At 50.6% G+C, this 13955-nt stretch carries 10 protein-coding genes; 7 read left to right on the forward strand and 3 right to left on the reverse strand.

Going from position 1 to position 13955, the window contains the following annotated elements:
- Positions 1–81: 81 nt before the first annotated feature.
- Entirely contained in the window at positions 82–1659 is a 1578-nt protein-coding gene (gene atpA, locus ACYVH9_RS06795) for a F0F1 ATP synthase subunit alpha (protein ID WP_460635543.1), read from the reverse strand.
- 443 nt (positions 1660–2102) lie between these two features.
- Between atpA and ACYVH9_RS06800 the strand changes: the two genes are divergently transcribed.
- Positions 2103–2846, forward strand: a complete 744-nt coding sequence (locus ACYVH9_RS06800; protein WP_460635544.1) for an FKBP-type peptidyl-prolyl cis-trans isomerase — start codon at positions 2103–2105, stop codon at positions 2844–2846.
- Between the two features lie 138 nt (positions 2847–2984).
- Complete coding sequence (locus tag ACYVH9_RS06805) at positions 2985–5063, forward strand: carboxy terminal-processing peptidase (RefSeq protein WP_460635545.1); 2079 nt, start codon at positions 2985–2987, stop codon at positions 5061–5063.
- A 357-nt stretch (positions 5064–5420) separates the two neighbouring features.
- Here ACYVH9_RS06805 and ACYVH9_RS06810 read toward each other — a convergent pair whose 3' ends face one another.
- A complete protein-coding gene (locus tag ACYVH9_RS06810; RefSeq protein WP_460635546.1) occupies positions 5421–5768 on the reverse strand; it encodes an energy transducer TonB in 348 nt (115 codons plus the stop codon).
- Positions 5769–6068: 300 nt separating this feature from the next.
- On the opposite strand from ACYVH9_RS06810, the gene ACYVH9_RS06815 reads away from it, so the two are divergent.
- Positions 6069–7382: an aminotransferase class V-fold PLP-dependent enzyme gene (locus tag ACYVH9_RS06815; protein WP_460635547.1), complete on the forward strand. Its 1314-nt coding sequence runs from the start codon at positions 6069–6071 to the stop codon at positions 7380–7382.
- 111 nt (positions 7383–7493) lie between these two features.
- Here the strand turns inward: ACYVH9_RS06815 and ACYVH9_RS06820 are convergent, their stop codons facing one another.
- A complete protein-coding gene (locus ACYVH9_RS06820) occupies positions 7494–7928 on the reverse strand; it encodes an OsmC family protein (protein WP_460635548.1) in 435 nt (144 codons plus the stop codon).
- A 187-nt stretch (positions 7929–8115) separates the two neighbouring features.
- Between ACYVH9_RS06820 and ACYVH9_RS06825 the strand changes: the two genes are divergently transcribed.
- The 4 genes from ACYVH9_RS06825 to ACYVH9_RS06840 all read left to right on the forward strand — a co-directional run bounded on the left by ACYVH9_RS06825 (position 8116) and on the right by ACYVH9_RS06840 (position 13871).
- Positions 8116–8859, forward strand: coding sequence for a hypothetical protein (locus ACYVH9_RS06825; RefSeq protein WP_460635549.1), 744 nt, complete (start codon positions 8116–8118; stop codon positions 8857–8859).
- A gap of 189 nt (positions 8860–9048) precedes the next feature.
- Positions 9049–9927 (forward strand): lipoyl synthase, encoded by an 879-nt coding sequence (gene lipA / locus ACYVH9_RS06830; protein WP_460635550.1) that lies wholly within the window; start codon positions 9049–9051, stop codon positions 9925–9927.
- Positions 9928–10028: 101 nt separating this feature from the next.
- The gene (locus ACYVH9_RS06835) at positions 10029–11189 is read left to right on the forward strand and encodes a lycopene cyclase family protein (protein WP_460635551.1); all 1161 of its coding nucleotides are present in this window, start codon (positions 10029–10031) and stop codon (positions 11187–11189) included.
- Between the two features lie 132 nt (positions 11190–11321).
- Positions 11322–13871, forward strand: coding sequence for a DUF7133 domain-containing protein (locus ACYVH9_RS06840; RefSeq protein WP_460635552.1), 2550 nt, complete (start codon positions 11322–11324; stop codon positions 13869–13871).
- Positions 13872–13955 lie beyond the last annotated feature (84 nt).

The following is a 13955-nucleotide window of genomic DNA, read 5'->3' on the forward strand; positions in this document are numbered from 1 at the left end:
AATTGGAGCAGGCTTTGGTTTCAAACCCTACATTCTCCAACTCCCAACGGCCTGAGCTCCTGAATTTCCAAGCTCTAAACGTTATGCATAGCGAGCTGCTAACTCGGTGGCGACTTTTTTAATGACGGCAATAATAGAATCATCCAGTTTTCCGGCCCGCAACTGATCAAGGGTCGACTGGTGCTGTGTGCTCATTTGAAGCGCAAACTCACCTTCGAACTCTTTCACTTTGTTAACGGGTACTTTGTCCAGAAAACCGTTGGTCGATGCCAGGATGATCGCAACCTGCTGTTCAACGACTACCGGCGAATACTGCGGTTGTTTCAGAATCTCCTGATTCCGGCGACCGCGTTCGATGGTCAGTTTCGTCGAGGCATCCAGGTCAGAACCAAATTTAGCGAAGGCTTCCAACTCGCGGAACTGCGCCTGATCCAGTTTCAGGGTACCGGCCACTTTCTTCATCGACTTGATCTGGGCGTTACCACCTACCCGTGATACCGAAATACCAACGTTGATCGCCGGACGAATACCGGAGTTGAAAAGGTTCGTTTCCAGGAAGATCTGACCGTCCGTGATCGAAATTACGTTGGTCGGAATGTAGGCTGACACGTCACCCGCCTGTGTTTCAATAATAGGAAGGGCCGTCAGCGAACCACCCCCTTTAACTTTGCCAGCCAGTGAAGGCGGTAAGTCATTCATCGTGGCGGCAATTTCATCGTTGTTGATGACTTTGGCGGCCCGCTCCAGCAGACGGCTGTGCAGGTAAAATACGTCACCCGGGTATGCTTCCCGGCCGGGAGGACGACGCAGCAGCAGCGATACTTCGCGGTAAGCCACGGCCTGTTTCGACAAGTCGTCGTAAACCACCAGGGCCGGACGACCCGTATCCCGGAAATATTCACCGATGGCAGCCCCCGTAAACGGTGCATAGAATTGCATCGGTGACGGATCGGCCGCTGAAGCGGCTACAATAACCGTATAATCCATAGCACCAGCCCGGCGCAGCGTAGCTTCTACTTGTTTGATGGTAGAGGCTTTCTGACCGCAGGCAACGTAAATACAGAATACCGGTTGTCCTTTGTCATAAAATTCTTTCTGGTTGATGATGGTGTCAATCGCTACTGCGGTTTTACCCGTCTGGCGGTCACCAATGATCAACTCCCGCTGACCCCGTCCGACGGGAATCATAGCGTCGATGGATTTAATTCCCGTTTGCAGCGGCTCGGTTACCGGCTGGCGGTAAATTACCCCCGGTGCTTTCCGCTCCAGCGGCATGGCGTAGGTTTCGCCAGCGATGGGGCCTAAACCGTCGATAGGCTGACCGAGCGTATTCACAACACGCCCCAGGATTCCATCACCGACGTTGATGTTGGCGATCTGGTTCGTCCGTTTTACCGTGGCACCTTCTTTGATATCGCTGTAGTCACCCAGCAATACAGTTCCGACGTTGTCTTCTTCGAGGTTCAGGGCAAGAGCCTGCAATCCGTTTTCAAACACCAGCAATTCACCGGCCTGAACTTTTGACAGTCCATAAATGCGGGCTACCCCGTCACCGATTTGTAATACCGTACCGACCTCCTCAAGTTCGGCAGTAGTTCTGGAGTTCGATAGCTGTTCCCGGAGAATGGCCGAAACCTCGTCGGGTCTAACTGATACCATATGAGTGGAAGAATCTTTTTTTATGATGGTTCTAAGAATTCGGGTGCAAAGTTACGCACTAAATTTCACTAAAACAGACGTTATTAAGAAAATTCGTTCCTAAGGTTTATACTTTTCTAAGAATTTACTTGCAGGCCTATAAGAAGGGGGCTAAGCTGCCCCAAATGCGCAACTAACTGTCGCTCAAAAAAAATAACAATATTTAAGAGACCCGAGTTGAGATACTACTATTTGTTTTTTACTTTAGTGAGTTGTGAATTGTTCGGACCCGGTGCCGGCTGCTTTTGTTGACGAAATAGCCCTGTCGGCAACCCGCTAACCCCTAACCCGTCACCATTCATCAATTATTTGTTTTATTAAATCCCGCAATTGCCAAACTTTTGATCTACAATTTTACGTTTTCACCATAAGTACTTTTTGAATACAACTTTTGTATCTATCACATGACGATTAAAAAATGGACTGTAGTCGGCCTGATGTCGGCTGTATTTGTAACGGGTCAAGTTGTGGCGCAGACCTCCAAACCCGCTGCTAAACCCAAGCCTAAAGCACCGGCTGCTGCCCCCGCTTCCTCTTCCATTAAATTAAATAACGCCATCGACTCGGTCAGTTACAGCATTGGGGTGAATGTCGGTTTCGGCCTGAAACAACAGAATCTGGCCAATGCCAACGTCAGTGCTATCGCAAAAGCGTTGGAAGATGTACTTCGGGAAAAGAATATTCAAATCGCTCCGGAACAAGCCAACCGCATCATCGGAGAATTTTTTCAGCGCGAACGGACCGTCAAAGCGGAAGCCAACAAAAAAGTAGGTGAACAATTTCTGGCCGAAAACAAAAAGAAACCCGGCGTTAAGACTACCGCCAGCGGGTTGCAGTACGAAATTGTAAAAGAAGGAACGGGGCCTAAACCACAGACCACCGATACCGTTAAAGCACATTACACCGGGCGTTTGATCGACGGAACGGTTTTTGACAGTTCGGTTGAACGAGGACAACCCCTTGAGATTCCGGTCAATCAGGTGATTCAGGGGTGGAGCGAAGCCCTTCAACTGATGCCCGTCGGGTCTAAATGGAAACTGTATATTCCGTCGGCGTTGGCCTATGGATCGCAGGGAACCGGGCCGCAAATCGGGCCGAATTCAACCCTTGTTTTTGATATTGAGTTATTGGAGATTGTGAAAAAATAGTTGGTTACTAAGGAGACGGGCAGGGTTAAAAAATGTTAAATGATTACCATTGCCCAGTCAACCTTGGACGGATTGCGGCCTGTTTAGTGTTAATCATAGAGTCGAGAGTGGTGCTACATTAATCTTAGAAAGGGGAACATGAGAAAGTACCTCATTACGTTAGTCCCGGTGCTGATGCTGAGCCTTCAGCCGGGTCCACAAGCGGGGATGTCGGCTGTGCCACTGCCGCCCCCAAGCGCTGATGATCTGAAACCATCGGTGTCGCATGAACACGTTGAACAGCTGGTTGCGCGCCTGCTGACGACGCATCACTACCGTAAAGTGCGGTTGAATGACTCGTTGTCTTCGGTAGTTTTTGAAAATTACCTCAAAGAACTGGATGGTAACAAAGCGTATTTTCTGGCTTCGGATATCAGCTCATTTGAGAAATACCGCAACAATATCGACGATCAGCTGATCAATGGGGAGTTGACGGCGGCCTACGATATCTACAACGTTTTCCGGAAGCGTTATCAGGAGCGAAATAAATTCGTTCAGGAAAACTTCGTGAAACCATTTGATTTCACAGCCGACGAAACCTTCAACACCGACCGCGAGAAAGCCAGCTGGCCGAAAAACCTCGAAGAGCAGAACGACCTGTGGCGCAAACTGTTGAAAAACCAGTCACTGGAACTGAAACTGACCGGTAAAGCCGATACGTCGGTTGTCAACAGCATGAAGACGCGGTATAAGAACCTGGATCGTTATATGAGCCGGATCAAAGCCGAAGACGTGTTTCAGATTTACATGAATTCGTTTGCTGAGTCCCTGGACCCGCATACAAATTACATGTCGCCCCGTTCGGCCGACCGCTTCAATCAGGAGATGAGTGCTTCGCTGGAAGGAATTGGCGCTCTGTTGCAGGAAGATGGCGATTACATCAAAATCTCGGATATCGTTCCTGGTGGTCCGGCTTTCAAAAGCAAATTGCTGTCGAAAGGCGATAAGATTGTGGGCGTTGCTCAGGGTGAAGGCCATATGGTCAATATTGTCGGCTACCAGGTTGACGATGCCGTGAAATTGATCAAAGGTCCTAAAGGAACAACCGTACGTCTGCAAATTCAACCCATTCAGGCCATTGCCGGTGCTCCGCCGAAAGAGATTCGGCTGGTGCGGGAGAAAATCAAGCTCGAAGAGCAGCGTGCCAAAAAAGAAGTGATCGAAATCACGCAGAACCAGAAAAACTACAAACTGGGCGTGATCACGATTCCGGTTTTCTATCGGGACTTTGAAGGGGCTCGTAAACGGGAAGAGGGATTCGCCAGCACGACCGGTGATGTTCAACGGTTTTTGAATGAGCTGAAAGCCGAAAAAGTAGACGGTGTTGTGGTGGATTTGCGTGACAATGGGGGAGGCTCCTTAACCGAAGCCATCACCTTGACCGGCCTGTTTATTTCGCGCGGACCGGTTGTGCAGGTAAAAGAAGCCACGGGCGATGTTGAAGTGCAAACCGATCCGGATCCATCCGTATTGTACGACGGACCACTGGCGGTACTGGTCAACCGTTTCAGTGCTTCGGCATCGGAAATTTTTGCGGCTGCCATTCAGGATTACAAACGGGGGATCATTATTGGAAGCCAGACTTACGGAAAAGGAACGGTTCAGACGATGGTCGACCTGAATACCTGGCTGAAAGAACCCGAGAAAGTTGGACAGGTTAAAATGACCATCGCCAAATTCTACCGGATCAATGGCAGCAGTACCCAGCACAAAGGCGTGACGCCCGATATCGAACTGCCTTCAGCATTTAGCGCTGAAGAATACGGTGAAAGCTCGCAGCCGAGCGCATTGCCTTGGGATCAGATTGCTTCAACGCGTTTTGAAACCACCCGCAATCTGGACGACAAGCTGATTACCAAACTGCGTGACCGGTACGAACAGCGTGTGAAGTCCGATTCCGATCTGAAGCAGTTAATTGCTGATTTTGCAGAGTTGAAACGGGCTAAAGAGAAAACCGTGGTGTCGCTTCAGGAATCCAAGCGGAAGAAGGAACGTGACGAAGCTGAGAAACGCCGGAAGTCGATCAGTGACTCAGCGGGCGAACCCGTTGCCACCACCGACTCTTCGGTTCCTTCTAAGGATCAGAAAGATGCCAAGGCACCAAAGAAAGATCTTTACTTAAACGAATGCGGAAAAGTGCTGGCTGATTTTATTGCCTTCACGAAAGGACCGCAGTAAGTCGGGTTTCATTTTTCAATTACCCGGCAAAACCGTACGGAGTTCGACTCCGTACGGTTTTTGCGTTCAGGACATATTATGCTGGAGAAATTGCAAAAGGCTTTGTGGTTGCGTTCTTCTAAGTATAGCTTGTTCAAGCATTTCAAAAGTTAGGTACTCCAACAGTCGGATATCCACTGCAATCGTCTCCTCCGGTAACTTTCTAAGCTAAACAACCGGACTATTGGCCAGCGTCATAAAGGACACCCGGAAAGCGTTACCGAAGCCTGTTTAATCCGGTGATTTTGTAAGAAACCACAAAACCGTGGATACGGAGACGGCTCAGATCCACGGTTTTAATTAAGGACAGATAAATGATCAAAGTAAACGGAAGCGAACCTTAGCTTGATATTCCTGATTTTCGTTGACGTTGGGTTCGGTCAGAAATATTTTTTTGCCCATCAGTTGCTTTACAATGGTTGCGTTCAACGTTTTGTTGTCTCCGTCAGCGATGCGGATATCGGATAATCGTTGCTGAGCATCGACCCGGAACTTGATTACGACAACATCCTCGTTATCTACCTGTTGCAGAATTTCGGGATACAGCGCGTAGGAGGCAATTTGCTGTTCAAGCGTTTGTTTGAGTGTAATTTTCTTATGACTCGAGGCCCGTAATGTGATAGCCAGGGCAAGGCAAAGCGTACTGAAAATCAAAACCGTTTTCATTAGTTTGTTGCGATTAGGACGAATGGTGTGGATACGTCATCTTTGACGATACAAAAGTACCGACCCACCAGCGATCCTTTTAGCGCACAACTACGCTTTCTGCAAAATGCGTAGTTTCCACATAGACCTTGCCAGAAATACGTATACAGGGCAGATGTTCGCTTAGTTCTTATTTATCGGTAGTTTGTCGGAATAAAATTGGATGTTTTTTGATTATAGTTTATTTTTGTTTGGTTGCACTTCTGTTGTGCCAATTTTATGATTACCTTGTAGAGCAAAAGCAATATTCCTTCCCGATCAATGACTACGCGTCGTACTTTTTTTCGTCAATTGAGCGCAGCAGCCGCTACTCCCTTTGTATTACCCGATTTCACGACGGAAGCCAATCGTTCGTTATTTCAACGCTTGCAAAATACAGCTAGTCCGTTGCATAGCGCGCAGGATGAAGATTTCTGGTCTTGGATCAAGGCTGAGTATACGGTTTCGCCCAATATCCTGAACCTGAATAACGGCGGAGTGAGTCCACAACCCAAGTCGGTGCAGGATGCCCACATTCGATTTTACCAGTATTCGAATGAAGCGCCCACGTATTATATGTGGCGAATTCTGGACCAGGGACGCGAAGCGCTGCGGGCCAAGCTGGCTGATCTGGCGGGCTGTTCGCCGGACGAGCTGGCCATTAACAGGAACGCTACTGAAGGCTTAAACACCATTATTTTTGGGCTGGACCTGAAGGCGGGTGATGAAGTGGTGCTGTCCAAGCAGGATTACCCGAATATGATGAATGCCTGGAAACAGCGCGAAAAGCGCGACGGAATCAAACTGGTGTGGCTCGATCTGAAACTACCTTCCGAAAATGAAGAAGAACTAACCCGGCAGTTTACCAGCGCATTTACCAGCAAAACCAAGGTGGTGCACGTTACGCACGTCATCAACTGGACCGGCCAGATTATGCCGGTTCGGAAAATTGCTGATGCGGCCCATAAAAAAGGCATCGAGGTGATTTGCGATGGAGCGCATAGCTTCGCCCACCTCGAATACAAGATTCCGGACCTGGGCTGTGATTATTGGGCAACGAGCCTGCACAAATGGCTGTGTGCGCCGTTTGGCAGCGGAATGATGTATATCCGCAAAGAGAAGATCAAAAACATCTGGGCCTTGTTGTCGAGTCCTGAACCCGATAGTAGCGACATCCGGAAATTCGAAACGCTCGGGACCCGCTCCTTTGCGGCTGAAATGGCCATCGGTACGGCCGTCGATTTTCACCTGGGCATTGGAGCCGCCCGGAAATTCAAACGGTTGCACTACCTGAAAAATTACTGGGCCGAAAAAGTAAAAGAGGTGCCCGGTGTCCGACTATATACCTCGCTGAAACCGGAGTTTGCCGGGGCGCTGGCCGTGGTCGGTATCGACGGGATGAAAGGATCTGAACTGGAAAGCCAGTTGCTGGGAACCTATAAGGTGCACACAACGCCGATTTCGCTGGGCGAACTTAACGGCGTACGGGTGACGCCCCACGTGTATACCTCTCCTAAAGACCTGGATCGACTGGTGGTAGCAATCACGGAGCTGGCCGGCAAACAAAACCTGGCCGGGAAGCAAAAGAAAAGCTAGGCCCGATTCCAAAAATCAGGTGAATCGGTATCGCCAGCTTTTTTGAGTACCTGGTAAAAAAACGAGACCCAGGCTTCCTGCGAAGCCTGGGTCTCGTTGTGTTGCAACGGATTAAGCCCCAACGCTTTCCTGTTCTTGCCACTCAAACCGAATAACCTGCTCAATGTCCGGGTGAAGGCTCAGAGCCACAGGGCAGGTATGGGCGGTGTGCTCCATCTTGGCCCGGAAGTCTTCGGTATAGTCTTCGGAGGGCGGCATCGCAATGTCAACTTCAATCCGGACGATGCGACGGGGGGCATCTTTTGACATAACTTTTGTGATCGAAAGCTCACCGGCTGTCAGTTCGATGCCGTCACGCCGGGCTACAATGCCCATGGTGGTAATGATGCAGCTTCCCAACGAAGTAGCCACCAGATCGGTTGGCGAAAAGGCTTCCCCTTTTCCGGTATTATCAGTCGGGGCATCGGTCAGAATCCGGGTGCCGGACTGCAGGTGAGTGGCTTCCGTTCGTAAGTCGCCTACGTAGATTGTATGAACTGTGGGCATGGTACCAAAAACTAAAATCCGGGTTATGTATAGAAGTAATTCGAAAAATATAAATTGCCACTCGCAACCATCCACTCGTTCAGACCGTTACTCAAACAGAGGCAGCGGAAAGGATTGGTTCGGCGAGAATTTCATATATCAAAGTAAACTCTTATTTTTAACCTTACAAAAGTTTTACACTACGATCGTGGTTCGAGTTTTACAGCTATTATTCATCATGGGAATGCTGCTGACGGTGCGCAGTGTGCAGGCCCAGACCGGCGATACGGACGAGGATAAGTACACAACCGTTACTACCTATGGCGTAACAACCAATACCAATTCCGGTATTTTGGGTGGTTTCGTTTTTCGGCATTCGAAGTTGTTACCTACGCTCTTTCAGGGAAAACGCCAGTTCCGCTATCTGGCGCTGGAGATCATCAACGTGAAGCATCCGAAAGAAGTGCAGTCGCAGACACCTTATTCCGGACAACGGTTTGTGTACAACAAGCAGAATTACCTCTTTGTGGTACGACCCCAGTATGGGCGGGAGATTTCGCTTTTTACACGAACGGCTGACGAAGGCATCGCCATCAACGGTATTCTGGCGGTTGGCCCGTCGATTGGCGTTATCAAACCGTATTATGTTCAGTATTCGCTTCGACCCGGGCAGATCGAGACCCGACCATTTGATCCGTCCCTGCAACCCGAACTGATTGTGGGCTCCGGTAGCTTTTTTCAGGGGTTTGACCGGTCGAAATTGACCGTTGGCCTGAACTTCAAAGCCGCTGTTGCGTTTGAGTTAAGTGCCTTTCGAAACAACATGACGGGGCTGGAAATCGGGTTCCTGGCGGAAGCATTCCCCAAAGAGGTGGTGATCATGAACGCTGCCAACAATCGCAGTGTTTACACGTCTGGGTTTATTACGCTATTTTTTGGTAACAAAAAATAAGAAGAAACGTAAAACAAGGATAAAGGACAAAGAGGAGTAAGGTAGACGGAAGCCTTTGCGGTTTTCAGTTCCTTCTCCTCTTTTTCTTGCTCCGTTCTCGTTTCGTTTGCTTCCTTTTTCCTTTGCTCCTTTTTCCCGAACTTTACTGCCCGAAAATCCATTGTGTAGAAAACAGGATTGAGGTTTGCTATGATTGAACTTCCCGTAATACCCTCCGAACAACAACGGAAAAAACGCCCCGACTGGCTGCGGGTCAAGCTGCCCATCGGCCCGGAATATGCGAAAGTCCGTAAACTAGTCGATACGTATAAATTACATACCATTTGTGAAAGCGGCAATTGCCCCAACATGGGCGAGTGCTGGGGTGCCGGAACGGCCACCTTCATGATTTTGGGCAATGTCTGCACGCGGAGCTGTACCTTCTGCGCCGTTGCAACAGGTCGCCCCAATGAGTATGATACCGACGAGCCCCGCCGGGTGGCCGAAGCCATTCTGCTGATGAAAGTCAAACACGCCGTGATCACGTCGGTAAACCGCGATGAGTTGAAAGACCGCGGGGCCGAAATCTGGTACCAAACCGTCAAAGCGGTAAAAGAAGTATCGCCAACAACGACCATTGAGACGCTTATTCCGGATACGAAAGGGAACTGGGATGCGCTGATTCGGATGATTGAAGCCGGTCAGGAAGTGGTCTCGCACAACATGGAAACCGTCGAGCGGTTATACCGTCGCGTCCGTCCGCAGGCTCGCTATGAGCGTAGCCTGGAGCAGATTCAGCGGACCAAGGCGTTTGGGCAACGCACCAAATCGGGCATCATGCTGGGGCTGGGCGAAACCGTTGATGAAGTACTGAAAGCGATGGATGACCTGGTCGAAAATGGCCTGGACATTTTGACGCTGGGACAATACCTGCAACCGACCAAAATGCACCACGAAGTGCTCGAATGGATTCACCCGGATAAGTTTGCGATGTACCGCGAAGAAGGACTGAAACGCGGGTTGAAGTACGTAGAGTCCGGTCCGCTGGTCCGTTCGTCGTACCATGCTGAGCGCCATGTGAATGTATAAATAGAACGAAGAACGAAAAAAGGGAGCAGCGGAAATAGGTTTTAGCGCCTTTTTCTGCTGCTCCCTTTTTTCGTTCCTCCTTTTTCCTTTTCTTGTTATGAATGAAACAATACGACTTCATCATTGCCGGGGGCGGAATGGCCGGACTCAGTCTGGCGTATTACCTGAGCCAATCACCCCTGCGCGACCGCTCAATTCTGATTATTGACAACGATACCAAATCCCGAAACGACCGGACGTGGTGCTTCTGGGAACAGCAGGAGGGGCCATTCGAGCCGATTGTGTACCGCAAATGGAATACCGTCGAATTTTTTGGAACTACCTACAGTGGCCTGCTCGACATCGGTGCGTATCAGTACAAAATGCTGCGGGGTATTGATTTTTACGAACACCTGAAATACCACCTCGCCCAATTTCCATCCATCGAATTTCGACAAGCTACCGTCAACCGGGTTAAGGATACGCCCCAGGGCGGTTTTGTCATTGTTGACGATGAGCCTTTAATTGCCAGGTATGTTTTTGATAGTACCCACAAGCTGAAACTGAACCGGCCTGAAAACCACAACCTGTTGCAGCATTTCAAGGGCTGGATTATCACCACCGAAAAACCGTGCTTCGACGTTGACAAACCCTGTATGATGGATTTTCGGGTGGAACAGCATCAGGATTGCCGATTTTTTTATGTGTTGCCCTTTGATGAGCGGAAAGCCCTGGTGGAGTACACGGTTTTCAGCGACACGTTGCTGTCGGATGAGCAATACGAAGCGGGATTAAAGCAGTACATCGATCGGTTTCTGGATACCGGCACATACACGATTGAAGAAGAGGAGTTTGGAGTCATTCCAATGTCGGACGAATCGACCAACGAGCGTCCGGGCAGGCACGTCGTCCGGATTGGTACGGCTGGTGGATACACCAAACCGTCGACGGGGTATACCTTTCAGCGGACACAGCGGTATTTGCACGAAATTGTGCAAAACCTAGTTGCTCATGGCAAGCCCAAACGCCGGAAACCGTGGCTTCGGCGCGTTTTTAAGAAATTTCTGGACAGCGTTTTGCTGAACGTCTTGCAAAACCGTCGGCACCCCGCCGATGATGTTTTCACTCGCCTTTATCAGAACAATCATCCGAGTCAGATTTTCCGGTTTTTAGATGAAGATACGACCTTATCGGAGGATCTTAAAATCATGACGACCGTTCCGTTGGGACCGTTCACCGTAGCCGCTCTTCACGTTCTCCGGAAGAAAATTTTCCGAATCTGATCCCGTTCCAACCAGACTGGTGTAGCCTTTCTTTTAGTGCCTTTTTAGTGAAATTTAGCGCGTTTTCTCCACAGAAACGAGTAGTATTCTGCTAAAAAATCTTTTTTAGGTGATAAAGATTGAGGCAGTCTCATGCGAAAACGCCGTTATTCCCGCTTTTTTAGTAGTGTTGGCCTTTTGGGGCTACTAGGTATTACCTCCGGTCTAATTTACCAACGGGAAGAGGGCCCGTCGCCCGTTCGGACGCCCGCTGAAGAGCTGGCCACGTTTCAGTTGGAACCCGGATTGAAAGCCGAGCTTGTAGCGGCTGAACCCATGGTGCAGGACCCGGTCGTAATTACGTTCGACGAAGACGGGCGGTTGTGGGTAGTCGAGATGCGGGGTTTCATGCCCAATATGGACGGCACTGGCGAGGAGAAACCGGTGGGGCGTATTTCGGTGTTGCAAGATACCAACGGCGATGGACGGATGGACGTGAGTACGGTTTATCTGGATAGCCTGGTACTGCCGCGGTCTATGGCTTTGGTACCCGGTGGCGTATTGGTCGTGGAAAACGGCGCTTTATGGATGACCAAAGACCTCAACGGCGATGGCAAAGCTGATAGCAAAACGTTGATTGATCCGCAATATGCCGGCAGCGGCTTGCCCGAACACGCCGGGAACGGCCTCTTGCGAGGAATGGATAACTGGTATTATAACGCCAAATCGCGGCTGCGCTACCGGCTCAACAACGGGCAGTGGCAACGCGACAGCACCGAATTTCGGGGGCAGTGGGGCATCAGTCACGATGATAAAGGACGGCTTTATTACAACTACAACTGGTCGCAGCTTCACGCCGATCTGGTGCCGCCCAACTACCTGTCCCGCAATAAAAATCATACGCCCACAACCGGCATCGATCACGGATTGACCATCGAACGGCGGGTGTATCCCATCCGGCCCACACCCGCCGTAAACCGGGGTTACATTCCGGGAACGCTGGAAAAAGGGGGGCGATTACAGGAATTTACGGCGGCCTGTTCGCCCCTGGTATACCGGGGCACGGCTTTGCCATCGGAGTACCACGGAAATGTGTTTGTCTGCGAACCGGCTGGCAACCTGGTTAAACGCAATCGACTGGAAGAAAGTGGGGTCATGGTGAGTGCGCAGGACCCACATCCGGGCCGGGAATTTCTGGCTTCGACCGACGAACGGTTTCGGCCCGTTTACCAGACCACGGGGCCGGATGGTGCCTTGTACATCGCCGATATGTACCGGGGGCTGATTCAGCACAAAGCGTACGTGACTCCCTATCTGCGCGAACAGACGATCAAGCGTGACCTGGTCATGCCGATCAACCGGGGGCGTATCTGGCGGATTGTGCCGGAAAACTGGAAGGCGGCCAAACCGGCCAGCCTTTCCGAAGCGTCGGCAAAAGAGCTGATTCAGGCATTGTCAAACCCCGACGGTTGGCACCGGGATATGGCGCAGCGATTGCTGGTGGAACGCAACGATAAAACCGTACGTCCGATGTTGGTTGACCTGGCCCGGAAGGGCAAAAAACCGCTGGGACGGTTTCACGCTTTATGGACGCTGGATGGGTTGAAGCTGAACGACGCGACGCTCCTGTTTGGTTTGCTGGCCGACCCGGATCCGCTCATCCAAACCACGGTTTTGCGATTGCTGGAACCAATGGCAAAAAACGATAAAGCTGTTCGGGCAAAACTACAACAATATTTGCTAAGCCATTGGCAAACCGCCCCCGTTGAGCAAGTTCTCCAAATGGCGTTTACGGCGGGGAGCCTCGAACCGAAGGCCTCGCATGCTTTACTAAGTGGTATTGTCAGTCGGTACGGTTCGACGGCATTGATCCGGGATGCTGCCCTGAGTAGCCTTCAAAATCAGGAGTTTGCATTTCTGCAAACCTTGCTGCAAAAACCTGACTGGCAGCACCACGAACCGTCGAAAGAGATTTTTCTGGAAATGCTGACCACTTCCATTGTTCGGAAGCGGAACCCCGCCGAGCTCACTGCTTTGTTGACCCTGCTCGATAAGGAGTCAATGGGCTGGCAGGAAAAAGCCGTGTTGACCAGCTTGTCGATTCAGGGCAGCACAACGAAAAAGCCGATCCAGCTTACGGTTGCTCCGGCCATCCTGACGCGCGCTAATCCGGGTATTGAAGCATTCCGGCTGGCGTCCCTAGCCGCACTCTTTGAATGGCCGGGTCATCAGGCCCTTAAAGAAAACGCGCCCAAAAAGAGCTTGCTGAACGACGACGAACAGAAGCTCTTTGTAGCGGGGCGGCAATTATACCTGAGCACCTGCTCGGGCTGCCACGGAACCGACGGGGGAGGGTTGAACCGTTTCGGGCCGCCCTTAATTGGGTCGGACTGGGTGCTGGGCGACGAAAAACGGCTGGCGCTGATTCTGTTGCACGGCATGGAAGGGCCGGTGGAAGTAGCCAAAAAGGTATACAACGCGCCGGATATTCTGCCGGTGATGCCCTCGCATTCAACCATGGATGACAATTCCCTTACGGCCATTTTGATGTATATCCGGAACGAATGGGGCAACAATGCGGGGCCGATTAGTCGGCGAACGGTGGGCATGACCCGCGTGACCTCGCAGGGACGCGTGGTGCCGTGGACTGCCAAAGAACTGAACGAGTACATGGCCGAGGTGAAAGCCGCGAACGGAAAATAACGGACTGCCCGTTACAGTTGACGTAAAAATCAGCAGCCGCGTTCGGAAGTTTTAAATCCACAACAGCCCAAGAAATAACCGCTA

The organism is Larkinella harenae (assembly GCF_054780515.1).

Coding starts and splice junctions, on each gene's coding strand:
- atpA (WP_460635543.1), bottom strand. CDS start 1,659: ATGGTATCAGTTAGACCCGACGAGGTTTCGGCCATTCTCCGGGAACAG.
- ACYVH9_RS06800 (WP_460635544.1), top strand. CDS start 2,103: ATGACGATTAAAAAATGGACTGTAGTCGGCCTGATGTCGGCTGTATTT.
- ACYVH9_RS06805 (WP_460635545.1), top strand. CDS start 2,985: ATGAGAAAGTACCTCATTACGTTAGTCCCGGTGCTGATGCTGAGCCTT.
- ACYVH9_RS06810 (WP_460635546.1), bottom strand. CDS start 5,768: ATGAAAACGGTTTTGATTTTCAGTACGCTTTGCCTTGCCCTGGCTATC.
- ACYVH9_RS06815 (WP_460635547.1), top strand. CDS start 6,069: ATGACTACGCGTCGTACTTTTTTTCGTCAATTGAGCGCAGCAGCCGCT.
- ACYVH9_RS06820 (WP_460635548.1), bottom strand. CDS start 7,928: ATGCCCACAGTTCATACAATCTACGTAGGCGACTTACGAACGGAAGCC.
- lipA (WP_460635550.1), top strand. CDS start 9,049: ATGATTGAACTTCCCGTAATACCCTCCGAACAACAACGGAAAAAACGC.
- ACYVH9_RS06835 (WP_460635551.1), top strand. CDS start 10,029: ATGAAACAATACGACTTCATCATTGCCGGGGGCGGAATGGCCGGACTC.
- ACYVH9_RS06840 (WP_460635552.1), top strand. CDS start 11,322: ATGCGAAAACGCCGTTATTCCCGCTTTTTTAGTAGTGTTGGCCTTTTG.